Here is a 25,224-nt window from a genome sequence, read left to right on the forward strand (position 1 = left end):
TCTTGCGGCCATGCAAGTCTTATATAAGACAAAAAACTTTTTCTTTTAAAAACAATAGCTTGATCTACGTTTTTCAAATCACAAAAAGCGATTCACCATAATGAGAAATCTTGCGGCAGCGCAGCAAGTTCAAATTTCGCAATTTGAAAAGTGACTTTCGAATCGTGAGAAGTCCGGTTTCAAAATGCGGCGATGACCTTGCTGACCACTCCCAGGCTGCGGCTTGAGCCGCTGGACGATCGCCACTTTGAGGCGCTGTACCGCCTGAACAGCGACCCGGTCGTCATGCGATACATCACCGGCCGGCCGGACACGCGTGAGGACACGCAGTCCATGATCGACCGCGTCAAGCTGCGCTGGGCCGAGTTCGGCTATTCCTGGTGGGCCTTCATCAAGCAGGACGACGGCGACCTGATCGGCACCGGCTGCATCCAGCACCTGAACCGCGACCTGGCCGGCCCGCTGGAAACCGGCTGGCGTCTGCGCCAGGACGCCTGGGGCCAGGGCTATGCCAGCGAGGCGGCGCGGCACATGGTGGGCTGGGCGTTCAGAACGCTGCGGCCCGAACTGGTCTGCGCCGTCTGCCAACCCGAGAACGAGGCCTCCGCTGCCGTCATGGAAAGGATAGGCATGCGCTTCGTCGGCCCCGGCCGTTGGTACGACATGGACTGCAACCGCTACGACGTCACGGCTGGCGAATGGGCGGCCAGTCCGGCCCGGGCGCAGGCCGATGCTGAGGCATAGTTCAAATTTTCACCAACCCACGGAGGACACGATGGCCAACACTGAACAACGCGGCAACAAGATGACGAAGAAGCCCAAGAAGGACAGCGGCCCCGTCAAGGCAGCGGGTGGTTCGGACCGCCCGGTCGCGCCGATGACGGCGGTGCTGCCCAAGGGCAAGGAAGCCAAGCTGAAGGGCAAGTGATGCCCGCGTCGGCGGATTTCTGACCGTCAGAGTCCGCCGATGAAATAGCGCTTCAGGCCGGCCAGCACCATCTCCACGGCGATGGCGGTCAGCACCAGGCCCATCAGCTTCTCGATGGCCGACACGACCGAATCGCCCAGCAGCTTGCGGATGCGGTCGGCCATCACCAGCACGAGGCCCGACACCAGCAGCGCCGCGCTGAGCGCGCCTATCCACTCGTAGATGCGGTCAGGCTGGCGGGATGCCAGCAGCAGCACGGTGGCCATGGCCGACGGGCCGGCCAGCAGCGGCACGGCGAGCGGGAAGATCAACGGCTCCTTGCCCGGCTCCAGCCCGTAGGCTGACTCGCCTGAGCCGCCGAAGATCATGCGGATGGCGATGATGATCAGGATGACGCCGCCGGCCACCTCCAGCGAGCGCTCCGACAGGTGCATCACGCGCAGAAAGCCTTCGCCGAGGAACATGAAGGCGAACAGCACGCAGAAGGCGATGCCCACCTCGCGCAGGGCCACGCGCGTGCGGCGCTCCTTGGGCACCGCACGCATGATGGGGATGAAGACGGGCAGGCTGCCGAGCGGGTCGAGCACCAGCAGCAGCAGGATCAGGGCGGAGAGGAAGCTGTGGTCCATTCGCCCGGATTGTCAGCGCCGCTCTTACTCGGCCTAGAACCGGTAGTGCGCCCGGGCGAAGTAGGACGCGCCGTTCAGGCCGAACTGCACGCTGTCGTAGTAGAAGCCGTTGTCGGTCTCGTCCGGGTTCTGGCGGCTCGGTTTCACGTTGAAGACGTTGTTGCCGCCCACACTGAGCTTCAGCGCCGGCGTGGCCTGCCACGTCAAGCCGAGATCCATCGAGGTCTTGGGTTTGTATTGCAGGTAGACGTCATCGGAGAAACCGCCCTGCGTCTGCTTGCCGAAGTGGACGACCTTGGCTTCGCCGGTCCAGGCGCCCTGGCTGTATTCGAAGCCCAGCGTGGCCTTCGCCCGCGGGCCGCCCTGCTCGATGAACAGGCGCTCGCGAGTGGACAGCAGCACGTCTTCAAAGCCCTTCAGCGCGGCCGGTGCGTTGACGCCAGTCACCGTCGTGCGGCTGATGTTCAGCGCCAGGAAGGTGGCGAGCTGACCCGCGCCGAGCTTGCTGCGGTTGGAGGCCGTCAGGTCCAGGCCGCGCGTGCGGGTGTTGACCGAGTTGACGAAGAACTGCGCCTGACCCACGCCCAGGCCTTGCAGGATGGTGCCGAGCGCCGGGTAGTTGTCGGCATCAAAGCGGCCCGACAGCACGATGCGGTCCTTGATGTTGATCTGGTAAAGGTCGGCCGTGAAGGCCGTGTCCGCGCTGGGCTTGAACGTGAAGCCGGCCGTGAAGTTCTTGGACTTCTCCTGCTTCAGCGACGGCACGCCAGCGGCGTTGGCAACGGTGCTGCCGTTGGGAGCCAGCACGACGTCGAGCGGCTGACCGGCGATGAAATCGGTGAAGGTGGACGAGAAGTAGAGCTGCTGCAGGCTGGGCGCGCGGAAGCCCGTGCTGGCCGAGCCGCGCAGCAGCAGTTCCTTGCTGAGCTTGTAGCTGCCGGAGAGCTTGGCCGTCGTCGTCGAGCCGAAGTCACTGTAGTGCTCGCGGCGAATGGCCGCGTCCAGCGTCAGGCTGGGCGTCAGGCTGGCTTCCCAGTCGAGGTAGAGCGCCTGGCTGTTGCGGCTGCGGTTCGTCGCGTCCGACGGGAAGAAGCCCGGGAAGCCCTGGCTGCCGGCATTGCCGCCAAAGCCCACGCCATCGGCGTCGACATAGGAGCCAGGCTCACCGGCGACGATGTTGTATTTCTCCTTGCGGTACTCGGCGCCAAAGGCGATGTTGCTGCCGCCGAGCAGGTCCGGGAAGAAGCGGCTGACGTCGAAGTTGGTCGTCGCCTGGCTGAAGCCGAAGCCGCCGGCATCGAAGCTCGTCGGGCTTAGCCCCAAGCCGCCCGCCAGCAGGTCCTTGTTGGCGATGGAGGCGTTCATCGTGTTGTTGATGTTGTAGCGCAGCTTGTTGCTGCCGTAGGTCTGCGACAGGTCGGTGTCCCAGCCGGCGATGGACGACTTCCAGCCGACGATGAGATAGCGGTCCTCGATCTTGCCGTCGATGAAGGGCACGTAGCCATTCGGGTACATCGCCTCAGAGTTGCGCGAGGGAATGTCTTCGGAGCCGATGCCCTCGCGGGCCCAGGCGCCAGATGACGCATCACGGTCCTGCGCGCCGGCGGTCACGTAGAACTTGCTGTCGCCGGCGATGGGAAATTCGCCGTTCAGGTAGACCGTCTTGTTCTCGACCTGGGTGTCGCCAATCGTGCGCAGGCTGCCCGGGTCGGCGCGGTTGGAGCGGCCGCGGTCCTGCCATTCGCCGGTGATGCCCAGCGAGCCGTCGCCCAGCTTGATGCCGCAGTAGGCCGAGGCGAGGTAGTTCTTGCCGTCGCCAGCGGAGTACTGGCCGTAGCCCGCAACGGCCTCGCAACCAGCCTTCTTCTTCAACTGGATGTTGATGACGCCAGCAATCGCGTCGGAGCCGTACTGGGCCGCCGCGCCGTCGCGCAGCACCTGCACGTTGTCGATGGCGAGCAACGGCATGGAGTTCATGTCCGTGCCCGTCGTGCCGCGGTTGCGCGCGCCGAAGATGTTGACCAGCGACACCGTGTGGCGGCGCTTGCCGTTAACGAGCACCAGCGTCTGGTCCGAGCCCAGGCCGCGCAGCGCGGCGGAGTCGATCAGGTCGGCGCCGTCCGCGCCGGTCTGGCGTGTCGAGTTGAAAGACGGCGAGAGGTATTGCAGCGACTGCGCCAGGTCGAATTGACCACCGCCCTCGGCCACCTTGCCCATCGCGTAGATGTCGACCGGCACGAGGGTGTCGGTGCTGGACGCGGCAGGCAGGCTCTTGCGTGAACCGACGACGGTGACGCGCTCGAGGCCGGTAGCCTCCTGGGCGAGTGCGGCGGCGGTGCTGAAGAGGCTGAGGGCGGCGAGCGCAGTCGGCAGCAGGCGGATGGCGTGCATGGGGTTTCCTTGGTGAGGTGCGATGGCGCCGGAGTTTGCCCCTCGCCGCGCCGCCCCGCGCCTCGGTTGTTGTCCGCCGCCGACAGGTTTGAAACCAATGAAACTTTCGAAGCCCGCGTGGTACGCGACGCCGATTTCTACATACCTTTTTGGCTCAGCCTCGTGGGTGGTGCGTAGCGTGCAAGGCCTTGAGGCGCTCACGCGCCACATGGGTGTAGATCTGCGTTGTCGACAGGTCGGCATGCCCCAGAAGAAGCTGCACGGCGCGCAGGTCTGCACCATGGTTGAGCAGGTGCGTGGCGAAGGCGTGGCGCAGCGTGTGCGGCGACAGCGGCACCGTGATGCCTGCCACCAGCGCATGTCGCTTGATCAGGGTCCAGAACATCTGCCGCGTCATGCCGGCGCCGCGTGCGGTGACGAAGAGATCGTCGCTGCTCTGGCCGGCCAGGATCTCGGCGCGCGCTTCGCGCAGATAGCGCGCCATCCAGTCAGCCGCATGCTCGCCGAAGGGCACGAGGCGGGCCTTGCCGCCCTTGCCGGTGACATGCAGCACGGCGTCCTTGAAGGCCACGTGCGCACCCTTGAGCGTGACGAGTTCGGACACGCGCAGCCCGCTGGCATACATCAGCTCCAGCATCGCGCGGTCGCGCAGGCCGAGCGGCGTGTTCACGTCGGGCGCGGCGAGCAAGGCGCTCACTTGGGCCTCGCTGAGCAGCTTGATGTTGCGGTGCCCGGCCTTGGCGGCCGTGAGCTTCAACGTCGGGTCAGCCGCCAGGCGGCCTTCGCGCAGCGCCCAGCGGAAGTAGCGCTTGATGGCCGACAAGCGCCGGTTGGCGCTGCTCGACTTGCCGCCCGCCTTGGCGACGGCAAGTTCGAGCAGATCGCGTTCGGTACAACTGTCGAGCGAGCGCGGCGCGATCAGCGTTGCCAGCGCCGTCAGGTCACGCCGGTAGGCCGCCTGCGTGTTGGCGCTCAGGCCGTCTTCCAGCCAGAGCGCCTCTATGAACGATTCAATCGCAGGGTCAGTCAAGTTTCAGCTTCTGAGCTGCCACGACCTTCTTGTAGACGTCCAGTTCCGCAGCGATCTGTGCGGCGAACTGCTCGGGCGTGTTGGCCACGATCAGCGAGCCGGTGTCTTCGATGCGCTTCTTCACGTCGGGCAGCTCGACCGCCTTCCTGACGGCTGCGCTGATCTTGTCGACCACTTCCTTGGGCAGGCCCTTGGGGCCATGGATGCCGTAGTAGGCCATGCGGTTGACGGCGTCCAGACCGACCTCCTTGAAGGTCGGCACATTGGGCAGCGAGGCCACGCGGGTCGGCGCGGCGACGACGATGGGGATGAGGCGGCCATCCTTGATGAAGGGCAGCGCCGAGGGCAGGTTGTCGAAGATCATCGGCACCTGGCCAGCCACCGTGTCGTTGAGCGCCGGGCCCGCGCCGCGGTAGGGGATGTGCAGGATGAAGACGCCGGCCAGCGTCTTGTACAGCTCCATCTGCAGGTGGCCGATGCCGCCGGTGCCCGAGGTCGCGAAGCTGTACTTGGCGGGGTTCTTCTTGATCTCGGCGACGAAGCCCTTGTAGTCGCGCGCCGGGAAGCTGGGGTGCACGGCGATGACGTTGGGCGTGGCCGCGACGTTGATGATGGGCGTGAAGTCGGTCAGCGGGTTGTAGGCGATCTTGGGGTTGATGGCGGGGTTGGCCGCCGTCGTCGACACCGTGGCCACGCCCAGCGTGTAGCCGTCCGGCGCGGCGCGGGCGATCTCGGTCGCACCCACCGTGCCGCCGCCACCGGCCTTGTTGTCCACCACCATGGTCTGGCCCAGCAGCGTGGGCATGCGCTCGGACAGGATGCGGGCAATGATGTCGGTCGTGCCACCCGGCGCGAAGGGCACGATGAGGCGCACGGGCTTGGCGGGGTAGGCCTGTGCCCAGGCAAATTGGGCCAGCGGACCCAGGCCGGTCAAGGTGGCGACTTGGAGGATGGAGCGGCGTTGCATGTGTCTGTCTCCTGTAGGTATTTGTGCCGGCCGATGCTAGCCCGGCTGGCCTAGCAGCCCGGCGCGCAGCTTGGCGTCACTGTTGTGATCGCCGATGAAGACCTTGAGGAAGGCGGCGTAGAAATCCTGGCCCTCGATGGGCTTGCCGTAGACCTTGCCGTTGACGGTCAAGACCGTGCCCTGGGGCGGCAGATAGTCGATGACGAGCAAGTCACCCTTCTTCACCCGGCCGACTTCACTGATGGCCGCGTTGAACTGCTTCACGCGCTCCTCGAGCGCTGCCTTCTCGGCCTCGGTGGAATTGCGGCTGACGCCCTTGTTGATGGCCTTGACGAACTCCTGAGCGGACACGTCCTTCACCAGCGGGATGACGATGCGCATCTCCAGCCGCTTGGGGCCGTTCTGGGCGTAGATCGCCTCGGGCGACGAGGTCTTCTGCGGCAGGTAGAGGGCGGCCAGGTAGAGCGAATAGATGGCCACCTGGCGCTTGCCGGTGCCGTTCAGCGCCAGTGTGCTGCCGCCGAGCTGCAGCGTGTCGGGGAAGTCATGGCCGTCGTAGCGCACCGCCTGTACCGGCAAGGCAGCGGCGGCGGCCAGGGCGAGAACAAGGGTGCGGCGGCGAACGGACAAGGTCATTCAAGGGCTCCAACGGACAACGGGCTGGAAGATAACGCGGCAGACGCCGCCGGCGCAGACAAGGCCCATTCGATGTGCTCTGTCGCCAGTGCATCGGCGCCCTGCCCCGCGCGCTGCAAGGCGGCTCGCAGCACAGGGTCGTCACGCAGGCGCAGCGCATTGCCGGCGGCGACCGCCAGGTTGCGCTGCCAGCGCGCGAAGCCGATGCGGCGGATCGCCGAGCCCTCGGTGCGGCGCAGGAACTCGTTCTCATCCCAGTCCAGCAGCGTGGCAATCGGCGCGCCTGCCATGCCGGGGCGCACGTCGAAGTCGGCCAGCACGGCCCGCTGCGCGAACTTGTTCCACGGACAGGCGAGCTGGCAGTCGTCGCAACCATAGACGCGATTGCCAATCAGCGGCCGCAACTCGACCGGGATGGGGCCGTCGTGCTCGATGGTCAGGTAGGAGATGCAGCGCCTCGCGTCGACGCGGTAGGGCGCGGTGATGGCGGCTGTGGGGCAGACGTCCATGCAGGCGCTGCATTCGCCGCAGTGCGCGCTGACGGCCTCGGTCAACGGCAGGGCCAGGTCGATGAAGAGCTCGCCGAGGAAGAACATCGAGCCGGCCTCGCGGTGCAGCGCCAGGGTGTGCTTGCCGCGCCAGCCCAGCCCCGAGCGCGTGGCCAGCTCCACCTCCAGCACCGGCGCCGAGTCGGTGAAGACGCGGTAGCCCAGCGGGCCGACCTCGGCTGCCAACTTCTCGGCGAGCTTTTGCAGGCGCTGGCGCAGCACCTTGTGATAGTCGCGGCCCCGGGCGTAAAGCGAGATCTGGGCCTGCTCGGGCCGGTTCAGCCCCGACCATTCGACCGCTTGCCAGCCGGGCTCGGCCGCCTGCGGCAGGTAGTCCATCCGCGCCGTGACGACCCGCAGCGTGCCCGGCACCAGCTCGGCCGGCCGCGCGCGCTTCAGGCCGTGCGCGGCCATGTAATGCATGCGACCGTGGTGGCCGGCGTCCAGCCAGGCCTGCAGGCCGGGCTCCGCGCTGCTGAGGTCCACGTCGGCCACGGCGATCTGTGAGAATCCAAGCTCACGAGCCCAGCCCCGCAAACGCTCCAGTAGCGCGGTGGCATCGACAGTGGACGGGACCTCTTGCATTTGCCTGCGATTCTAGAAACCGAACTGCTGTGGCCCGACGAGGCTGCAGCCCAAGCCTCCGCTGAAAAGCTCGCGGTGGCCTTGCTTCCCGCTCCCAACGCGCTGATCGAACTGCACGGGCCGCTTGGCGCCGGCAAGACGACCTTCACGCGGTTGCTGCTGCGGGCGCTGGGCGTGGAAGGCCGCATCAAGAGCCCGAGCTACGCCGTGATGGAGAGTTATGAGCTGGCTGGCGGAAGCACCGCCAGCCACTTCGACTTCTATCGTTTCGGCGATCCGCGCGAGTGGGAGGACGCCGGCTTTCGCGACGTCTTCGCAGCACCCGGCCTGAAGGTCTGCGAATGGCCCGAGAAGGCCGCCGGCCAGTTGCCGCCCGCCGACCTGCAGCTCTTCATCGAGCTGATGGCCGACGACAGCCGCCGTGTGCGCGCGGCAGGCGCGGCCCGACTCGTCGAGGCCTTGAAGGCATGAAGCGCCGCGCTTCCCTCGGCGTTCTCGCCCTGCTGCTCAAGGCGCCGACGACGCTGGCGGCCAGCAGCCAGGCCAGCATCGTCGCCGTGCGCGTCTGGCCCGCGGCCGACTACACGCGCGTGACCATCGAGTCCGACCAGCCGCTCGTGGCCAAGCACTTCCTCGTCGACTCGCCGCACCGCCTCGTCATCGACATCGACGGCCTGGCGCTGAGCCCGGGCCTGCGCGAGCTGATCGGCAAGGTCGAGGCCGACGACCCCTACATCGCCGGCGTGCGCGTGGGCCAGAACACGCCCACCGTGGTGCGCCTCGTGCTGGACCTGAAGCAGCCTGCGGCGCCCCAGGTGTTCACGCTGGCACCCGTGGCCGCCTACAGACACCGCCTGGTGCTGGACCTGCACCCCAAGGTCGAGGCCGACCCGATGGTCGCCCTGGTCAAGGAGCACGACAAGCCGCCCGCCGCCGCCCGCCGGGCCGAGGCGGCTGCCAGCGCCGTCAACGACGCGCTGGAGGATCTGATCCAGAAGATTGAGCGCCCTGCCGTGCCGCCTGTTGCGCCTGCGCCGCCGCCCGTCGTCGCCGCCGCACCCAAGCCGGCCCCGGCGCCCCAGCCCAAGCCACCGGCAGCAGCCGCGATGGACAGCCTCATCGTCATCGCACTGGACCCGGGCCATGGCGGCGAGGACCCCGGCGCCGTCGGCCCCTCGGGCCTGCGCGAGAAGGACGTCGTGCTCGCCGTGGGTCTGAAGCTGCGCGAGCGCCTGCAATCCAACCCCAACATCCGCGTGCTGATGACGCGCGATGCCGACTTCTTCGTGCCGCTGCACGAGCGCGTGCGCAAGGCCAGGCGCGTGCAGGCGGACCTGTTCGTCTCCATCCACGCCGACGCCTTCTTCACACCGCAGGCGCGCGGCGCCTCGGTCTTCGTCCTCTCAGACGGCGCGGCCACGAGCGCGGCAGCGCGCTGGATGGCCAACAAGGAGAACGCGGCCGACATGGTGGGCGGCGTCAACGTCGGCGCGGCCACCAAGGACGCGAACGTGCTGCGCGCCCTGCTCGACATGAGCACCACGGCCCAGATCAAGGACAGCCTCAAGCTCGGCAGCGAGGTGCTGGGCCAGATCGGCCGCATTGGCAAGCTGCACAAGGTCAAGGTCGAGCAGGCCGGCTTCGCGGTGCTGAAAGCGCCGGACATCCCGAGCATCCTGGTGGAGACGGCTTTCATCTCCAACCCGGAGGAGGAGAAGAAGCTGCGCGATCCGGCGTATCAGGATCAGCTGGTGGACGCGCTGGCGACTGGCATCGCGAAGTACTTTGGCAAGAACCCGCCGATGGCGAGGAAGCGCAGTACGACGCTTTGAGCCGCGCGAGGCGTCAGCACGGGCCGTGCCAAAACGTGATCAGGAAGTCTTCGACATATGCACGCCAGCTGTCGGGTGCCGCCGGATAGAAAGGGGAGACGGCGGATTCAACCACCGCATACAGCACCCACAGCGCGAGTGGGAACAAGAGCTTGCGCGGCAGGGTCCGCAGCCTGTGGCTGGGCAACAGCACCGCCGCAAGTGTCAATGCCCACATGAAGAGCCTGAAGGCTTCGGTTTTCCAAACGTAGTTACCGCAAGACCAGAGGCCGAAATAGGCGGCGCCCAACATCGCGTAGGCGCAGGCCAGGCCGGCAACGAAGTCGCCGTAGCCACGACGCAGCTTCATGTCGGCACGCTGCGTCTGCCCGTCGATGCCCACCGCAGCCCGTACGGCAAGCCTTGTGGCCCAAACAGAAAGTGCAGCACGCGCCGCCGCCCTGTCGCCGACGTCTTGGACGACGCATGCAGCACCAGCGGCCGCATCAGCAGCCCGTCACCGGCCAGCGCGTTTGCCGACACCTCGCCCACGCGATCACGCGAGGCTAGCGCCGCGTCGTCGCCGAGCACCCCGTGCAGATGCGACCCCGGTACAAACCGCAAACCGCCATCGGCTTCGGTCGCGTCATCGAGATGCACCCGCAAAGCCACCATCTGCGCCAGCAGCTCGGCGGGCGCCAGCACGAAATGCCGGCCACCTTTGACCGACCAGCCGCACAAACGCGGATGCTCAACGCGTTCAGCAACGGGGATGGTCAGGTCCTGATGCGGCGTAACCAGCCAGTTGCGGTCAGGCGACTTCTCGAACAGCGTGCACTGCACCGCCACGGCCTCGGCTGGCAGCGCGTCCTGCAGCTGCGGCAACCCAAGCAGCCACAGCGCCAGCCCCTGGCACCAAGGCTGTTCGAGCAACTCGCGCTGCCCTGCCGTACCGGGCGGCAGGGTGGCCAATTCGGCAACCAGGGCCTGCCGCTGCGCTGGCGCCAGCAGGCCAGGGAGAAGGCGAAAGCCTTCGGGCAAGGCAGCGTCGTTCAGAACCGGCATGGGCCGGCGTTTTACCACCGGGTGCGAGCATCATCAGACGGGCCATGCGCGCCCGTGCGGCGGCCAGCGTGGGGTGAGGGCCTCATCCGTGCCCGACCTCCCCTCGCCGAATTTCCGCCGCCCGCTCCTGCACCGCCTGCCTTTGCTCATCACTCAGCCGCGCCACGTTCTTCACCTGCAGCGCCATGCGGGGGTTGCCCGCGAGCGTCGCCTCATGGCGCATCAGGAAGTCCCAGTACAGCGTGGTGAACGGGCAGGCGCGGTCGCCGCTGCGCTGCGCCGGGTCGTAGCGGCAGCCCTTGCAATGCGGGCTCATGCGCTGGATGTACTTGCCGGTGGCGACATAGGGCTTGCTGCCCATCAGGCCGCCGTCGGCGTACTGGCTCATGCCCAGCGTGTTGGGCAGCTCCACCCACTCGACGGCGTCGACATAGACGGCCAGATACCAGGCATGCACCTGCTGCGGCTCGACGCCCAGCATCAGCGCATAAAGGCCCGTCACCATCAGGCGCTGGATGTGGTTGGCGTAGCCGTGCTCGAGCGTCTGCGCCAGCGCGTCGCGCAGGCAGGCCATGTTGGTGTCGCCCGTCCAGTACCAGGCGGGCAGGTCTTCGTGCGCATCGAGGGCGTTGAGCCCGGCGTAGCGCGGCATGCGCGTCCAGTAGATGCCGCGCACGTACTCGCGCCAGCCCAGGATCTGGCGGATGAAGCCTTCCACGCTGGCCAGTGGCGCCCGGCCCGCGCGGTAGGCGGCTTCGGCGGCTGCGACCACCTCGCGCGGGTTCAGCAACTTCAGGTTGAGCGCGGCCGACAGATGCGAGTGGTAGAGCCAGGGGTCGTCGGGCCATATCGCGTCCTGGTAGCGGCCGAACAGCGGCAGGCGCTGCGCGATGAAGGCCTGCAGGGCCTCCAGCGCCTGGGCACGCGTGACCGGCCACGCAAACCTGTCCAGCCGACCCGGGTGCTGCTCGAAGCGGCTGTTGACCAGGGCCAACACGTCGCGCGTGACGGCATCCGGTTCGAAGCCCAGGCGCGGCGGCACGGCGCCCGGGCCTTCGGCGCCGAAGGCCTCGCGGTTGTCCGCGTCGAAGTTCCACTGCCCGCCTTCGGGTTGGCCGTGCTGCATCAGTACGCCGTGGCGCTGGCGCTGCTCGCGGTAGAAATATTCCATGCGCAGCGACTTGCGGCCCTTGGCATGGGCCGCGAACTCACGCACGGTGACAAAGAAATGGCGGTCCTCGCGGACGTCCAGCGGCAGGCCATTCGCCTGGGCGACGCCCTTGATGGCCTGCAGCACACGCCAGTCGCCCGGCGCCGTCATCACCAGCGCCGCGGGCCGCAGCCGCGCGATGTCGGCCTGAAGCTGCGCGGCGAGCGAGCCGGGGTTGCCCTCGTCTTCCAGCCGCGTGTAGTGAAGCGGGCGGCCAGCGCCGCGCAAGGCCAGCGCGAAATGGCGCATCGCCGCAATGAACAGCGCCGTGCGCGGCTTGCCGGACCAGACATGGGTGGACTCCTCGGCCACCTCGGCCATCCAGACGGCGTCGGTCGCGGCGTCGAAGCCGTCGAAGCCGGACGCGTCCAGGTCGAGCTGGTCGCCGAGCACGATGACGAGCGTGCGCAGTTCAGTCACGGGTGGCACCCTTGCGTCGGCATGCCTCGGAGCAGTACTTCACCTCAGCCCAGTTGGCGGCCCAGCGTCGGCGCCAGGCCATCGCCAGCCCGCAGGCCGCGCAAGGCTTGCTGGGCAAGGCAGCCTTGTTGCCACGAAAGCCACTGCGTTCGCGTGGCATCAGGCGGCCTGGGCCGGAGGACAGGCAGGGACCGCTTGAGCCGCATCCAACAGCATGGCCGCCGACAGCGAGCGGGCGGACAGCCACGCGCCGTCCACGCCCGACCCGCCGAGGAAGTCGCCGCAGACGCCCAGGCCCTGCGCGGCATCCCACCAGAACGATTCCCCCGGCGCCGTGCGGCGCGCCTGCGGCAGCGCATATCGCCAGCGATGCACGGTGCAATGAAGCCAGTCCACCGGCTGTCCCAGCGTGTCACTCAGCGCGGCCTGCATCTGCTGCTGTACCCAGTCGGGCGGCTGCTCCAGGTGCTGGCGGCTCCAGCCTGCCCTTGCGTGGGCGACCCAATGCGCCTGGCCCGGCACCCGCGCCCGGCCCGGCCGCGCGTCGTTGCGCATCACCCAGGCCAGCGGCCCCGCGGGCGGCCGCGCCAGCGCCCAGGCCGGCGGGGATGCGTCCGCCGCGACGCCCATCAGCGTCCAGCAGGGCTGCATGGGCGCCAGCGCGGCGTGCCGGGCCCAGTCGCGCCGGTGTGCGCCCAGCAAGGGCGCGGCCTGGGCGGGCGGCAGCGCCAGCACCACGGCATCGAAGGGCCCGCCCTGGCGCCGGCCGGCCGCTTCCAGCTGCCAGCCGGGCGCCGCCCAATGCAGCTTGTCGACGGCGCACGACCACGTGGCGGCCACGCCGTTCAACAGGCGCCGGCACAGCTCCGGGCTGTCGGGCACGGGCACATGGAACAACGCGTCGCCGTCCGGCGGCAGGCTGCCTGCGGCCAGCTTCGGCCGCCACTCGGCCAGCCAGCCGGCCTGCATGCCTTCGTCGACAAACGCCCCGAAGGCGCCGGCATGCGCCGTCATGCCCGGCGCGCCATGGTCCAGCCGGGTCGTGCAGGGCTGACCCGCCCGGTCGACCCAGGCCATGCGGCGCGTGGCCAGCCGGCCGCCCGGCCCGCGCGCCTTGTCGAACACCTGCACCTCATGTCCGGCCTGTGCCAGGGCATGCGCGCACATCGCTCCGGCGATGCCGGCGCCGATCACCGCCACGCGTTGAACTTCGGTTGATGCCATGCACGCATCGTACGCAAAACCGATTCAATCGTCGGTCACACTGCAATACACGGCCAATTCACTCTGATAATCCGCGTCAAACTCGATTCATCTGACGAATCAACATGCCGCACCCGCACGACACACCAACGCTTCACCGCAGCGGCGCCGTGGCGCGCATGCTGCGCCTGCCGGTGGCCACACTGCGCAACTGGGAGCGCCGATACGCGCTGACCCAGCCGGCGCTGTCGCCCAGCGGCCAGCGCCTTTACTCGGCGGACGATGTTCGCCGGCTTGCCCTCATCAAGCAGCTGACCGACCTGGGACATGCCATCGGCAGCCTGGCACCGCTCGACATCGTGCAACTGCAGCAGGTGGCCGCCACCCATGCCAGCACGCTCGCGGCCACACAGCCGGCCGGTAGCGCGGCTGCGGTCGGCCAGCCGCCCGCCCGGACGGTAAGGCTGGTGGTGATCGGCGCGGCACTGGGCGCCCGATTGCGCCGCCCGGCGCTGCTACGGCAACTCGGGGCGGCGGTGCACTTGCTGGGACCTTTCGACAATGCGGCGCAGGCGGCCGCGGCCGTGGGTGATGACGCCGTGGATGCCCTGCTCGCCCATCAGCCGCAGCTGCATGCGGGCTGGGCACAGGCAATCGACACCGCCGCACCGTCACTTGCGGCCGTGCCCAAGGCCGTGCTGTACAGCTTTGCCGCCGACGCCGTCTGCGACGCGCTTGCCTGCGGCGGCACCCTGCTGTTGCGCGAACCCCAACCCGACGCTGTGCTGGCCCAGTGGCTGCGCAGCCTGATCAAGGCCTGCGAAACGACGGTGCCGGTCGCCTCGGCAGCACCGCAGCTCGCAGCGACACGCCGCTGGAGCGATGCCGCGCTGGCCGACTTCGCCGGCCTGTCCTCCACCATCGCGTGCGAGTGCCCGCGCCATCTGGTGGAGTTGCTGGTGCAGCTGTCGCACTTCGAGGCCTACAGCGCCGACTGCCTGCACCGCAACGCGGCCGACGCCGACCTGCACGCGCATCTCGGCCGGGTCGCTGCCGGCTGCCGTGCAAGCCTCGAGGCGGCGCTGGAGCATGTGGCGCTGCACGAAGGCCTGCTGCTGCCGCGCTGACCGGCCCGCGCCGTTGGAAAATAGCGCGGCCTGCATGACTTCCTGCGCCCGCAGAACGGAAATGACCGCCAGCCAGCCGCAACCGTCCGACTTCATTCCTCTTGCCAGCGATACGCCGCACGACTGCGGCGGCTGCGGCGATGCGGAGCGACTCGGCTTCCAGTTCGACTACGCCTACCAGCCCATCGTCGACATGGCGAGCGAGCGCGTCTTTGCGCACGAGGCGCTGGTGCGCGGGCCCCAGGGCGAGGGCGCGATGTCGGTGCTGGCGCAGGTCAACGAGGCCAATCGCTACCGTTTCGACCAGGCCTGCCGCGTCAAGGCCATCAAGACGGCCGCGCAGCTGGGCATGGCGGAACGGGTGTCCATCAACTTCCTGCCCAATGCGGTCTACAAGCCGGAGGTGTGCATCCGTTCGACGCTGGAGGCTGCTCGCGCGCACGGCTTCCCGACCGAACGCATCATCTTCGAGGTGACCGAGGGCGAACGCGTGGAGGACGGCCCGTGGCTGGCCGCCATCCTGCGCGAATACCAGCGCTGCGGCTTCCTGACCGCCATCGACGACTTCGGCGCCGGTTACGCCGGCCTGACGCTGCTGGCCGACTTCAGGCCCGACATCATCAAGCTCGACATGGCCCTGGTGCGCGGCGTGGATACCAGCAAGGCGCGCCAGGCGATCGCCCGCGGCATGGTGCGCATCTGCGAGGAACTGGGCATCCAGGTCATCGCCGAGGGCGTCGAGACGGCGGGCGAGCGCGACTTCTTCTTCAGCGAGGGCGTGACGCTGATGCAGGGCTACCTGTTCGGTCGCCCGGCGTTCCGCGCGCTGACACGGGCAGACGCCGTCAACTGGCCCGTCGCCTGACGTCGCTCAGCAGCACTTGCCGGTGCGCGACGCGTACCTCGCGGTCTGCCGGTTCCTGAAGAACTCCTCATAGCTCATGGCCGCGCGCTCCGGGTGCGTGGCCTGGTGGTGGGCCAGGTAGGTGCCGTAGTCCGGCACGCCCACCATCAGGCGCAGGCTCTGCGTGAGGTACCGGCCCGCCTGGGCCAGGTTGCGCTTCTCAAGCATGCTGGCCCGCCGGCAGCGGCACGAAGGCCGTTTCCTGCGCCGTGACGTTGGGCGTCTGGCGCGCCGCCCGGATGGTCTTGATGCTGTAGATCAGCACGCTGATGACCACGCCCATGAAGAGCACGCACAGCGCCGCGTCCAGGCGGTCGTTGAAGACCACGCGCTCCATCGCCGCCAGCGTCTTGGCCGGTGCCAGCACCTTGCCTTCCGCAATGGCAGCGGCGTACCTGTCGGCATGGGCGAGGAAGCCAAGCTTGGGGTCGGCCGAGAAGATCTTCAGCCAGCCGGCCGTCATCGTGCACACCAGCAGCCAGGCCGCCGGCAGCACGGTGACCCAGGCGTAGCGGTCCTTCTTCATCTTGAACAGCACCACCGTGCCGAGCATCAGCGCGACGGCGGCCAGCATCTGGTTGCCGATGCCGAACAGCGGCCACAGCGTGTTGATGCCGCCCAGCGGGTCGACGACGCCCTGGTAGAGGAAATAGCCCCACGTGGCCACGCACAGGCCGGTGGCGACGAGGTTGGCGACCCAGCTCTCGGTGCGCTTCATGGACGGCACGAAGCTGCCCAGCAGGTCCTGCAGCATGAAGCGCCCGGCGCGGGTGCCCGCGTCCACGGCGGTCAGGATGAACAGCGCCTCGAACAGGATGGCGAAGTGGTACCAGAAAGCCATCATGGCCTTGCCGCCCACCACCTGGTGCAGGATCTCGGCCATGCCGACGGCCAGCGTCGGCGCGCCGCCGGCACGGGCCAGGATGGTTTTCTCGCCGACGTCGGACGCGGCCTGCGTGAGCATTTCGGGCGTGACGACGAAGCCCCAGGTCGACAGCGTCTGCGCGACCGTCGCTGCGTCCTTGCCGACGACCGCTGCCGGGCTGTTCATCGCGAAGTAGACGCCCGGCTCGATGCACGAGGCCGCCACCAGCGCCATCACCGCGACGAAGCTCTCGGCCAGCATGCCGCCGTAGCCGATGTAACGGGCGTTGGACTCGTTGTCGAGCAGCTTGGGCGTGGTGCCGGACGAGATCAGCGCGTGGAAGCCCGACACCGCGCCGCAGGCAATGGTGATGAACAGGAAGGGAAACAGGCTGCCCGCCCAGACGGGGCCGCCTCCGGACGCGAACTGCGTCAGCGCCGGCATCTTCAGCGGCGGCGCGACGATGACGATGCCGATGGCCAGCGCAATGATGGTGCCGATCTTCAGGAAGGTGCTGAGGTAGTCGCGCGGCGCCAGCAGCAGCCAGACCGGGATGCTCGCGGCGACGAAGCCGTAGCCGACGAGCAGCCAGACGAGCGTGGTCGGCTCCAGCGTGAAGAGGGGCGCCAGCGTCGGGCTCTCGCTGACCCACTGGCCGCCGAAGATGGCCGCCATCAGCAGCACGAAGCCGATCGCCGACACCTCGCCGATGCGGCCCGGGCGCAGGTAGCGCAGGTAGACGCCCATGAAGAGCGCGACGGGGATCGTCGCCGCCACCGTGAACAGGCCCCAGGGCGAATCGGCCAGCGCCTTGACGACGATCAGCGCCAGCACCGCCAGGATGATGATCATGATCATGAAGGCGCCGAACAGCGCGATCAGCCCGGGTACCGTGCCCATCTCCTGCTTGACGAGGTCGCCGAGGGACCGGCCGTCACGCCGCGTGGAAATGAAAAGAACGATGAAGTCCTGTACCGCGCCTGCAAAGACGACGCCGGCCAGTATCCACAGCAGGCCGGGCAGATAGCCCATCTGTGCAGCAAGCACCGGGCCCACCAGCGGGCCGGCACCGGCAATCGCCGCGAAATGGTGGCCGTAGAGCACGTGCTTGTTGGTGGGCACGTAGTCCAGCCCGTCGTTGAACTTCCAGGCGGGCGTCTGCCGATTCGGGTCCAGCCCCAGCACCTTGTCGGCGATGAAGAGGCTGTAGTAGCGGTAGGCGATGAGGTAAGTGCACAGCGCGGCGGCGACGACCCACAGCGCGCTGATCGTCTCGCCGCGGCTCAGGGCCACGGTGGCGAGGGACACGGCGCCGAGGATGGCAACGCCCGCCCAGGGGAGGTGGCGGCGAAGGTTCAGCATGGTTTGTCTCCGTTGCGGCGCGCGTCTCGAAAAGGACGCCTGGCCGTGGCGGAAGTCTCAGCAATCCGGGGTCCCGCCACATCGTCCATGCCACGCGGGTCAGGCGCGCGGGATCACCTAAGGGTCAACCCAGGCCACAGAACTTTACGAATCCCATCCGCCCGGCCGTCAACGCCGCGCCGGCTGCGCCGTTGTTCAGGCATCGCAGGCCGGCCGTTTCGGCCTCGTAGGAGGTTCCAAATGCTTCGTCCCATCCTTGCCACCCTGATTGCCGGCGCTGCCCTGCTCGGCGCCACCGCCGCCCAGGCCGGCACCAGCTGGTCCATCGGCATCAGCCTGCCGCCGGCCGACTTCGTCGTGTCCAACGCCCCGAGGTATTACGCCGAGCCGGCACCCGTCTACTACAGCCCGGCACCGGTCGTGCGCTATGCGCCTGCACCGAGGTACGAGCGCGACGTGTACTACGCGCCGGCTCCGCGGGTGGTCTACGAGCGTTCCTACCACGACCGTCGCTGGGATCGCCGCAACGACCGTTGGGATGGCCATCGCGATCACGACCGCCATGACCGGCACGACCGGCACGACCGGCATGACCACCGGGATCGTGACCGCGACAGCTACGGCCCGCAGCGAGGGCGTTGAACGGCCGGGTCTTCGGCGCCAGCTACGTGCGGCGCCGACGCCCAGCCAGGCCCACCAGGCCCATGCCCGCCACCAGCATCGCCCAGCTGCCTGGCTCGGGCACGGCAGTGACGGTGAAGTTGTCGAAGGTCGCGTCCATGCCCTGGCCGAACAGGCGCTCCGAGACCGGAATGGAGACCGCCAGGTCGGGGCGGTCGGGATGCTGGAAGGGGAAGGCGTCCAGCAGGCTGAACAGGCCATGGCCGATGGTCAGGCTGTTGATCTTGCCGGCGAGCAGTTCGCCCGCGCCGTAGGACGGATAGGCGCCGCTCCACACCTCGCCGCGCTGGTCCAGCGGCACGCCGACCTGGTCGACCGTGGAGACCAGGCCGCCATCCAGGAAGTAGCTCACGCTGCCTGAGTCGCTGTAGGTGATGGACACCTCGTGCGGGCCGGCACCGATTTGCACCTGCTTGATGATCTGCGTGTACATCTTGTCGATGCCGACATAGCCCGCGTCGCCGGGCTGCAACGCCGGATTGGTGACCGCCGAGGGCAGCCGCTCGATGAGCGCGAACGCTGTCGAGCCGGAGATGAACCAGTCGAATAGCTGGCCGGTGGAGAAGTCGATCATGTTCATCACCGCGCCGGCCTGCTGGCCCTCGAGCGCCAGCGCCGAATACGGGGCGCCACTCTGAACGTAGCTGCCGCTGATCAGGCGACCGGCCGCCTGAGTGTTGTAGGCGGTGGCGTTGATGGTGGACGAGAAGGTCAGCGAGCCGCCGGTCGGCACGGCGAACGACTGCGTGCTGGTCGCGATGTACTTCAGATGGTCGTAGACGCTGAAGTCGAAGCCGGTCTTGAACACGGACGCCTTGATCGAGAAGTTGCCGTTTGAGACATTGCGCGTGTCCGTGAGCGCCATCTCGCCCAGGCCATAGGGGTTGACCCATTTCGCGTCGTAGCTGGCGAGGGAATAGCCGGGCGCGTCGAAGTCGTCGTAGACCGTGGTGGCGCCCCAGGCTGGCCCAGCCAACGCAAGGGCGGCTCCGAACGCCAGGACCGCGCGCCGTGGCCGCCCACTGCGGTTGCCCACTTCATGCGGGGTGAATCGAACTCGTGCCTGGCCTTGGTGCATTTCCCGTACCTCGATGAATGAATCCGCCCTGATGAATGGGTTGGTGCGCAGGGACCTCACGTCCCGCGCCGGCGATCTGCGTCGCTTGGGCGATGCTTGGGCAAGGCGCCGCTGGCGGCACTCACGTTTCCACCAGCGCGGCGGCGTTTCGACATGCCGATTGAGGATGAGGCGGGTAGATTGCGCGGCTTTCCAGGCTTGGAACGTTGCGCGCTCGACCGTTCAGCGAATTGGCGCGGCCCGGGCGCCCTGCTCCAGCCTGTGCCCGATGCACTGCCGATGCGCCTGCCTTATGTCAGCTGCCCGAGGTTGGGCTGGCACGTCTCGGGTTGGCGAACCTTGCGTCAGCGTTCAGGTCGACCGGCGTCCACCGCAGGTTTCACCGCTCACGCCCATGCTCCACCGCATACCGGATCAGCTCCGCCTGTCCCTCCAGATCGAGCTTGCGCTTGATGCTCTGCCGGTGGGCTTCGACGGTGCGAACGGACAGGTCGAGGTCGCGCGCAATCTGCTTGCTCGACGCGCCCTGCCCCAGCTTGGCGAGGATCTCGCTCTCGCGCGGCGTCAGCACCGGCTTGGGCGCCTGGCCGCGAAAAAGCCGGCCCGAAACGGCGGCGCTCAGGAAGGTGCCACCCGCTGCCACGGCGTCGATGGCCGACACGATCTCGGTGGCCGGCGCGTCCTTCAGCACATAGCCGCGCGCGCCGGCCTGCAACGCGCGCTGCACGTACTCAGGGTTGTCGTACATGCTGAACATCAGCAGCTTGACGCCCGGTTGGGCGGTCAGCATCTCGGCGGCCAGCGCAATGCCGTTGACGTCCTTCAGGCCCACGTCCATCAGCACGACATCGGGCGCCGTGCGGGCGAGCTGCTCCAGCGCCTCGACGCGGTGGCCCGCCTCGCCGACGACCTCGAAGCGGGGCACGGCGGCCAGGCGCGCGACCAGGCCTTCGCGCACCATGGGGTGGTCGTCGACGAGCAGGATGCGGATGGGGGTTGAAGTCATGCGGAGGCGCGGGCGAGGTCTGCGGCCGATAGTTTGACCGCGAGCCTGGCGCCGACGCCAGGCGCCGCGACCAAGCTCAGCCGGGCCCCCAGCGCGTCGGCCCGCTCGCGCATGCTGCGCAGGCCCAGGCCCCGGTCGGCCACGGCCTGGGCGGCGTCGGCGTCGAAACCCTGGCCGTCGTCGGCCACCTCCAGCGTCAGGCCGCCGTTGCGCTCGAAGCGCAGCGTCACTGTCACCGCCGTGGCATGCGCATGGCGGGCGGCGTTGTTCAGCGCCTCCTGGGCAATGCGGAAGAGCGCCGTGTTGACGGCCTCGGGCAGGCCGACCTCTTCCCCCTCGATCAGCGCCGAGAAGTGCGTGCCGCCGGCTGCGTCGAACTCGCCGGCCAGGTGCTGCAGCGCGGCCGGCAGCCCCAGCGTGTCCAGCAGCGCCGGGCGCAGCGCATGCGACAGGTGGCGCACCTCGGCCAGCGTGCTGTTCAGCCGCTTCAGCGCCAGCGCCTGCAAGCGCTCGGCACTGGCCGGCTCCTGCTGGGCCGACTCGATGAGCAACTTGGTGGCCACCAGCGCCTGGCTGACGCCGTCGTGGAGTTCGCGGGCCAGGCGGCCGCGTTCGTCCTCCTGGCTCTGCACCACCTCGCGGGCCAAGGCGCGCAGCTTGGCCTCGACGCTGCGGTGCTCGCTGAGATTGAGCGCCAGGGCGCCCGCGCTGATGAGGGCCACGCCGAAAACGGCCACCGCACCCACCCACAGCATGGTCGCCGTGATGTTCTGGCGCGCACCGCGCTCCAGTTCGGTCATCGTCGCCTCGATGCCGTCCAGATACAGGCCCGTGCCCAGCATCCAGTTCCACTCCGGCACGGCGACGACGTAGCCCAGCTTGGGCGCGAGCAGGCTGCTGGACGGCTTGCGCCACAGGTACTCGACATAGCCGCCGCCGGCCTTGGCCTGGGCGATCAGCTGCTGGATGGTGGGCCGGCCCTTGGGATCGCGCAATTCCCACAGGTTCTGCCCGATCAGCTCGGGCTGGCGCGAGTGCATCAGCACGCGGCCATCGAGCGCGTAGACGAAGAAGTAGCCGTCCGGGCCGTAGTCCAGCGAGGACAGGATGGCCAGCGCTTTCTCCGGCCCGCCGGGTTGCCCCAGCAGCGGCTTGACGGTGCTGACGGCCAGGTCGACGTAGTGCTTGAGCTCGGTGCGGCGCGCGTCCATGTAGCTGGCACGCACCAGCGCATGTTCGCGGGCGGCCAGCTCGCTTTCCTGCTGGCGCACGGCCAGTGCGATCAGCGCCAGCGAGGTCAGCAGGGGCAGCAGTGCAAGCAGAAAGAGGCGGCCCCGCAGTGACAGGGCCGCCCAGGCTTTCATCAACGGCCCAGCGTCGCCGCCGCGGGTGCCGACTTGCGCTGAATCGGCTTCCACCCCTCCAGCCGCTTCAGCACATCGGCGATCGCTGCATCGAGCTGCGTGTCCTCACCCCGGTTGACGGCCGCCGGGTCGAGTTCGACGTCCATGTCCGGCGCCACGCCCTCGTTCTCGATGCGCCACTCGCCTTCCGGTGTGTAGAAGCGGAAGAAGGGCACGGTCAGGAAACCGCCGTCGATCAGCGGCGGGTTGGCGGAGATGCCGATCAGGCCGCCCCAGGTGCGCTTGCCAATGAGGGGGCCCAGGCCCACACGCTTGAAGGCGTAGGGCATGAAGTCGCCGCCCGAGCCGGCGTCCTGGTCGACCAGCATGGCCTTGGGGCCGTAGATGGCGCCGCCCGGCGTGTCAAAGACGAGACCGTCGCGGTCTTTCCAGCTGCCGAGGTAAGGCCGCGCCAGCAGCTCGGTCACATAGTTGGCCGCCTGCCCGCCGCCGTTCTTGCGGTCGTCGACGATCAGCGCCTGCTTGTCGACCTGCGCGAAGAACATGCGGTTGAAGTGCTCGAAGCCCTGCCCGCCCGTGTCGGGCATGTAGACATAGGCGACACGGCCGCCGCTCCTTTCCAGCACCTTCTTGCGGTTGCCTTCGATCCACGCCCAACGGCGCAACAGGCTCTCGTTGGCGATGGGCTCAACCGTGATGTCGCGGCGGCTCTTGCCGGCGGCATCCTTGGCGATGCTCAGCACCACCTGCTTGCCGACGGTGTTCTCCAGCAGCGCGTACAGGTTGGTCTTGTCGTCCAGCTCATGGCCGCCGATGGCGAGGATGAAGTCGCCCTCCTTCACGCCCAGGCCGGCGACGCTCAGCGGCGAACGCAGGTTGGGGTTGAGGCGGTCACCGGCGTAAAGCCTGGCAATGCGGTAGCGACCCTGCTCGACCGTGAAGTCAGCACCCAGCAGGCCGACGGCGACGGGCGTCTCCTGATGCACATCGCCCCCGCCCGCGCGGTTGTGGCCGACCTGCAGCTCGCCAATCATCTGCACGATCAGGTCGTTGAGGTCCTCGCGGCGCTGCACATGGGCCAGCTGAGGAAGGTAGCGGTCGTAGACGGCCTGCCAGTTCAGGCCGTGCATGCCGGGGTCGTAGAAGAACTCCTTCTCCATCCACCAGGCCTCGTCAAAGATCTGCTTCCACTCGGCGCGCGGGTCGACGCGGCCGCGCAGGCCGGCGAGGTCCAGCGCCTTGCTCTCGGCCTTGTCGTTGGCGTCACCCACCTCCAGCTTGCCGCCAGCCATCGTCAGCAGCAGCTTCTTGTGGTCTTCGCTCAGCGAGAACTCGGCGATGCCGGTGCGCAGCATCTTGGCCTTGCGGTCCTCGAAGTCGAAGCGCCACAGCTCGGCGGTCGCGCGCTTCTCGGCCTGCGGTGCCTCGGTGCTGGCGCCGGGTTGCGGGCGCTGCAGGTAGAACAGCGCGCCGTCGGAGGCCACGGCCAGGTTGTCGTAGTTGCGCTCGGCCACCGGCAGGGCGACGACGCGGTCCATCAGGCCATCGAGGTCGACCTTGGTCGGCTTGGCGGGCTCGGGCTTCTTGTCGTCCTTCTTCTCGTCCTTCTTGGCGTCAGCCTTCTTGTCGTCCTTCCTGGCGTCGTCCTTCTTGGGCTCGTCGTCCTTCTTTTCGTCCTTTGTCTCGTCCTTTTTTTCGTCCTTCTTGCCATCCTCGTCGCCCGCCTTGGGCGCCAGCGGCGACTTGCCGTCGGCGGCCAGCACGACGGCGTAGAGGCCGGCGCGACGCGGGCGTTCCTGGGTGGACAAGTCCAGGCCGACCTGGCCGGGGCCGGAGTTGATGGAAGCGGTGAAGTACAGCAGGTCGCCCTTGGCCGAGAACGTCGGGTTGCCGGCGTGGGCCAGGCCGTCGGTCACGGCGTGGCTGCGGCCCGTGGCGATCTCGTGCAGCGAGATGCGGCCGAAGTAGTTGTCGCCCGAGCTCGTGTAGGCCAGCCAGCGGCTGTCCGGCGAAAAGGCCACGGCGTAGCCGTCGGCGCCCAGGCGACGAACGTCGGTGGCGATCTTGACGAGCTGGCCGCGAGAACCGGCTTTGGCGCCGGGAGCCAGGCTGAGCCGGTAGAGGTTGAGGTGGTTGTCCTGCAGCACCAGCTGCTGGCCGTCGGGCGACCAGTCCGTCAGCGTGAAATAACCATCGCGGGGCAAGGCAATGCGCTCCTTGGCGCCCAGGCCGGTCTGCGCCTGCAACACCAATTCGTGGCGCATGCCGGGGGCATCGGAGATGTAGGCGATCTGCTTGCCGTCGGCGCTCCACAGCGCGTCCTTCTCGCGCACGCCGGCCGTCTCGGTCAGGTTGCGCACGCTGCCGTCCTTGACGGGCACCGTGAACACTTCGCCACGCGCGCTCACCACCACACGCTTGCCGGTGGACGACAGGTGCGCCGACGTGACCGCCTTGCCGGCGTCCTTCCACTGCGGGCGCACCTGCGGGGCGGTGCTGGCGAGCTGGATATCGAGCACGCGCGGCTCACCGCCAGCAAGCTCGATCTGCTTGATGCGGCCACCCGATTCATAGACCAGCGTCGTGCCGACGGCGTCGACGCTGCGCACGTCCCACTGCGTCTCCTTCGTGAGCTGGCGCAACGCCTGGGTGGCGGGGTTGAAGGCGAAGAGATTGGCCGTGCCCTTGGTCTCGCCATCGCGGTCCGAGATGAACACCACCTCGCCGCCCGACCACACCGGCGCCGAATCGCTGGCGTTCACGTGCGGGATCTGCTGCCACTTCTGGCTGGCCACATCCATGATCCACACCGGCGGCGTCGAGCCGCCCCGGCTCTGGCGCCAGCCGCTGACGCCGGCATAGGCCGCGTTGTAGGGTCGGTACGCCAGCTGCCTGCCGTCTGCCGACCACGCGCCCTCATAGGCCACGGCCTTCATGACCTGCTTCTCGTAGCCGCCGTCCAGGCTGACCTCGTAGAGCTGGTTGCTGCGGTTGTTCAGCACCTCGCGCGGCGAGGCGAACAGCACGCGCTTGCCGTCCGGGCTCCAGCCACTGACGACGTCCGCCGTCGGATGCCAGGTGAGGCGCTTCGGCTGGCCACCGTCCAGGCCGATCACGTAGACATCGGTGTTGCCGTCGTAGCTGGCCGAGAAGGCGATCTGCCGGCCGTCCGGCGAGAAGCGCGGCGCGAACTCGCTGGCCGCGTGGCTGGTCAGGCGCCTGGCGTTGCCGCCGCTGCGGTCGGCCAGCCAGAGGTCACCGGCGTAGACGAAGGCGAGGTGGTCCTTGGAGACGGCGGGCTGACGCAGCATCAGCGTCGGTTCGGCAGCCTGGGCCAGGCTGGAGGTCATCCAAGCCAGGGCCAGAGCGAGTCGAGTCAGGGTCATCGGGATCTCCGATTGGTCGCAGAGCCCG

At 68.2% G+C, this 25,224-nt stretch carries 24 protein-coding genes; 7 read left to right on the plus strand and 17 right to left on the minus strand.

The features are described 5' to 3' along the window. The first annotated feature begins 192 nt into the window (after window positions 1-192). Both AC0IZJ_RS15605 and AC0IZJ_RS15610 read left to right on the plus strand, forming a co-directional pair. A complete protein-coding gene (locus tag AC0IZJ_RS15605) occupies window positions 193-744 on the plus strand; it encodes a GNAT family N-acetyltransferase (RefSeq protein WP_471851410.1) in 552 nt (183 codons plus the stop codon). Window positions 745-775: 31 nt separating this feature from the next. Next, on the plus strand, window positions 776-928 hold the full coding sequence (locus AC0IZJ_RS15610) for a hypothetical protein (protein WP_471851413.1): 153 nt from the start codon (window positions 776-778) through the stop codon (window positions 926-928). A gap of 26 nt (window positions 929-954) precedes the next feature. On the opposite strand, the gene AC0IZJ_RS15615 is transcribed toward AC0IZJ_RS15610, so the two are convergent. The 6 genes from AC0IZJ_RS15615 to queG all read right to left on the minus strand — a co-directional run bounded on the left by AC0IZJ_RS15615 (window position 955) and on the right by queG (window position 7,714). Then, window positions 955-1,557 carry a MarC family protein gene (locus AC0IZJ_RS15615; protein WP_471851416.1) on the minus strand — a complete coding sequence of 201 codons (603 nt, stop codon included), beginning with the start codon at window positions 1,555-1,557 and terminating at the stop codon, window positions 955-957. A gap of 33 nt (window positions 1,558-1,590) precedes the next feature. Continuing rightward, on the minus strand, window positions 1,591-3,948 hold the full coding sequence (locus tag AC0IZJ_RS15620; RefSeq protein WP_471851418.1) for a TonB-dependent receptor plug domain-containing protein: 2,358 nt from the start codon (window positions 3,946-3,948) through the stop codon (window positions 1,591-1,593). 154 nt (window positions 3,949-4,102) lie between these two features. Then, on the minus strand, window positions 4,103-4,978 hold the full coding sequence (gene xerD, locus AC0IZJ_RS15625) for a site-specific tyrosine recombinase XerD (protein WP_471851421.1): 876 nt from the start codon (window positions 4,976-4,978) through the stop codon (window positions 4,103-4,105). After that, window positions 4,971-5,945, minus strand: a complete 975-nt coding sequence (locus tag AC0IZJ_RS15630; protein ID WP_471851424.1) for a tripartite tricarboxylate transporter substrate binding protein BugE — start codon at window positions 5,943-5,945, stop codon at window positions 4,971-4,973. The genes xerD and AC0IZJ_RS15630 overlap by 8 nt, the downstream gene beginning before the upstream one ends. Window positions 5,946-5,981: 36 nt before the next feature. Then, on the minus strand, window positions 5,982-6,581 hold the full coding sequence (locus tag AC0IZJ_RS15635) for a chalcone isomerase family protein (protein WP_471851426.1): 600 nt from the start codon (window positions 6,579-6,581) through the stop codon (window positions 5,982-5,984). Beyond that, window positions 6,578-7,714: a tRNA epoxyqueuosine(34) reductase QueG gene (gene queG / locus AC0IZJ_RS15640; RefSeq protein WP_471851429.1), complete on the minus strand. Its 1,137-nt coding sequence runs from the start codon at window positions 7,712-7,714 to the stop codon at window positions 6,578-6,580. The genes AC0IZJ_RS15635 and queG overlap by 4 nt, the downstream gene beginning before the upstream one ends. On the opposite strand from queG, the gene tsaE reads away from it, so the two are divergent. Together tsaE and AC0IZJ_RS15650 are read left to right on the plus strand one after the other, a co-directional pair. Then, window positions 7,709-8,185, plus strand: a complete 477-nt coding sequence (tsaE, locus tag AC0IZJ_RS15645) for a tRNA (adenosine(37)-N6)-threonylcarbamoyltransferase complex ATPase subunit type 1 TsaE (protein ID WP_471851432.1) — start codon at window positions 7,709-7,711, stop codon at window positions 8,183-8,185. The two genes, queG and tsaE, sit on opposite strands and share 6 nt — an antisense overlap. After that, window positions 8,182-9,546, plus strand: a complete 1,365-nt coding sequence (locus tag AC0IZJ_RS15650; protein WP_471851434.1) for an N-acetylmuramoyl-L-alanine amidase — start codon at window positions 8,182-8,184, stop codon at window positions 9,544-9,546. Before tsaE ends, AC0IZJ_RS15650 begins: the two co-directional genes overlap by 4 nt. Window positions 9,547-9,559: 13 nt before the next feature. Here AC0IZJ_RS15650 and AC0IZJ_RS15655 read toward each other — a convergent pair whose 3' ends face one another. The 5 genes from AC0IZJ_RS15655 to AC0IZJ_RS15675 form a co-directional block, all read right to left on the minus strand. Next, window positions 9,560-9,895 carry a hypothetical protein gene (locus AC0IZJ_RS15655; RefSeq protein ID WP_471851437.1) on the minus strand — a complete coding sequence of 112 codons (336 nt, stop codon included), beginning with the start codon at window positions 9,893-9,895 and terminating at the stop codon, window positions 9,560-9,562. Continuing rightward, the gene (locus AC0IZJ_RS15660) at window positions 9,892-10,590 is read right to left on the minus strand and encodes a phytanoyl-CoA dioxygenase family protein (RefSeq protein ID WP_471851440.1); all 699 of its coding nucleotides are present in this window, start codon (window positions 10,588-10,590) and stop codon (window positions 9,892-9,894) included. The genes AC0IZJ_RS15655 and AC0IZJ_RS15660 overlap by 4 nt, the downstream gene beginning before the upstream one ends. An 82-nt stretch (window positions 10,591-10,672) precedes the next feature. Then, entirely contained in the window at window positions 10,673-12,220 is a 1,548-nt protein-coding gene (locus AC0IZJ_RS15665; protein ID WP_471851443.1) for a cryptochrome/photolyase family protein, read from the minus strand. Beyond that, window positions 12,213-12,380, minus strand: coding sequence for a DUF2256 domain-containing protein (locus AC0IZJ_RS15670; RefSeq protein ID WP_471851446.1), 168 nt, complete (start codon window positions 12,378-12,380; stop codon window positions 12,213-12,215). Before AC0IZJ_RS15670 ends, AC0IZJ_RS15665 begins: the two co-directional genes overlap by 8 nt. Next, window positions 12,380-13,444, minus strand: a complete 1,065-nt coding sequence (locus AC0IZJ_RS15675) for an NAD(P)/FAD-dependent oxidoreductase (protein ID WP_471851448.1) — start codon at window positions 13,442-13,444, stop codon at window positions 12,380-12,382. Before AC0IZJ_RS15675 ends, AC0IZJ_RS15670 begins: the two co-directional genes overlap by 1 nt. Before the next feature lie 104 nt (window positions 13,445-13,548). Here AC0IZJ_RS15675 and AC0IZJ_RS15680 point away from each other — a divergent pair, with 104 nt between their 5' ends. Together AC0IZJ_RS15680 and AC0IZJ_RS15685 are read left to right on the plus strand one after the other, a co-directional pair. Beyond that, entirely contained in the window at window positions 13,549-14,550 is a 1,002-nt protein-coding gene (locus tag AC0IZJ_RS15680; protein WP_471851450.1) for a MerR family transcriptional regulator, read from the plus strand. A gap of 61 nt (window positions 14,551-14,611) precedes the next feature. Next, window positions 14,612-15,415: an EAL domain-containing protein gene (locus AC0IZJ_RS15685; RefSeq protein ID WP_471851452.1), complete on the plus strand. Its 804-nt coding sequence runs from the start codon at window positions 14,612-14,614 to the stop codon at window positions 15,413-15,415. A 6-nt stretch (window positions 15,416-15,421) separates the two neighbouring features. Here the strand turns inward: AC0IZJ_RS15685 and AC0IZJ_RS15690 are convergent, their stop codons facing one another. Then, window positions 15,422-15,622, minus strand: a complete 201-nt coding sequence (locus AC0IZJ_RS15690; protein WP_471851455.1) for a YbdD/YjiX family protein — start codon at window positions 15,620-15,622, stop codon at window positions 15,422-15,424. Further along, complete coding sequence (locus AC0IZJ_RS15695) at window positions 15,615-17,681, minus strand: carbon starvation CstA family protein (protein ID WP_471851457.1); 2,067 nt, start codon at window positions 17,679-17,681, stop codon at window positions 15,615-15,617. Before AC0IZJ_RS15695 ends, AC0IZJ_RS15690 begins: the two co-directional genes overlap by 8 nt. 240 nt (window positions 17,682-17,921) lie before the next feature. On the opposite strand from AC0IZJ_RS15695, the gene AC0IZJ_RS15700 reads away from it, so the two are divergent. After that, entirely contained in the window at window positions 17,922-18,323 is a 402-nt protein-coding gene (locus AC0IZJ_RS15700; protein WP_471851460.1) for a hypothetical protein, read from the plus strand. A gap of 22 nt (window positions 18,324-18,345) precedes the next feature. Here AC0IZJ_RS15700 and AC0IZJ_RS15705 read toward each other — a convergent pair whose 3' ends face one another. The 4 genes from AC0IZJ_RS15705 to AC0IZJ_RS15720 all read right to left on the minus strand — a co-directional run bounded on the left by AC0IZJ_RS15705 (window position 18,346) and on the right by AC0IZJ_RS15720 (window position 25,196). Further along, window positions 18,346-19,338 carry a DUF6081 family protein gene (locus AC0IZJ_RS15705; RefSeq protein WP_471851463.1) on the minus strand — a complete coding sequence of 331 codons (993 nt, stop codon included), beginning with the start codon at window positions 19,336-19,338 and terminating at the stop codon, window positions 18,346-18,348. A gap of 481 nt (window positions 19,339-19,819) precedes the next feature. Then, window positions 19,820-20,446: a response regulator transcription factor gene (locus AC0IZJ_RS15710; protein WP_471851465.1), complete on the minus strand. Its 627-nt coding sequence runs from the start codon at window positions 20,444-20,446 to the stop codon at window positions 19,820-19,822. Further along, entirely contained in the window at window positions 20,443-21,810 is a 1,368-nt protein-coding gene (locus tag AC0IZJ_RS15715) for a cache domain-containing protein (RefSeq protein WP_471851468.1), read from the minus strand. Before AC0IZJ_RS15715 ends, AC0IZJ_RS15710 begins: the two co-directional genes overlap by 4 nt. Continuing rightward, complete coding sequence (locus tag AC0IZJ_RS15720) at window positions 21,810-25,196, minus strand: S41 family peptidase (RefSeq protein ID WP_471851471.1); 3,387 nt, start codon at window positions 25,194-25,196, stop codon at window positions 21,810-21,812. Before AC0IZJ_RS15720 ends, AC0IZJ_RS15715 begins: the two co-directional genes overlap by 1 nt. Window positions 25,197-25,224 lie beyond the last annotated feature (28 nt).

Source organism: Roseateles sp. AC306, from assembly GCF_979253795.1.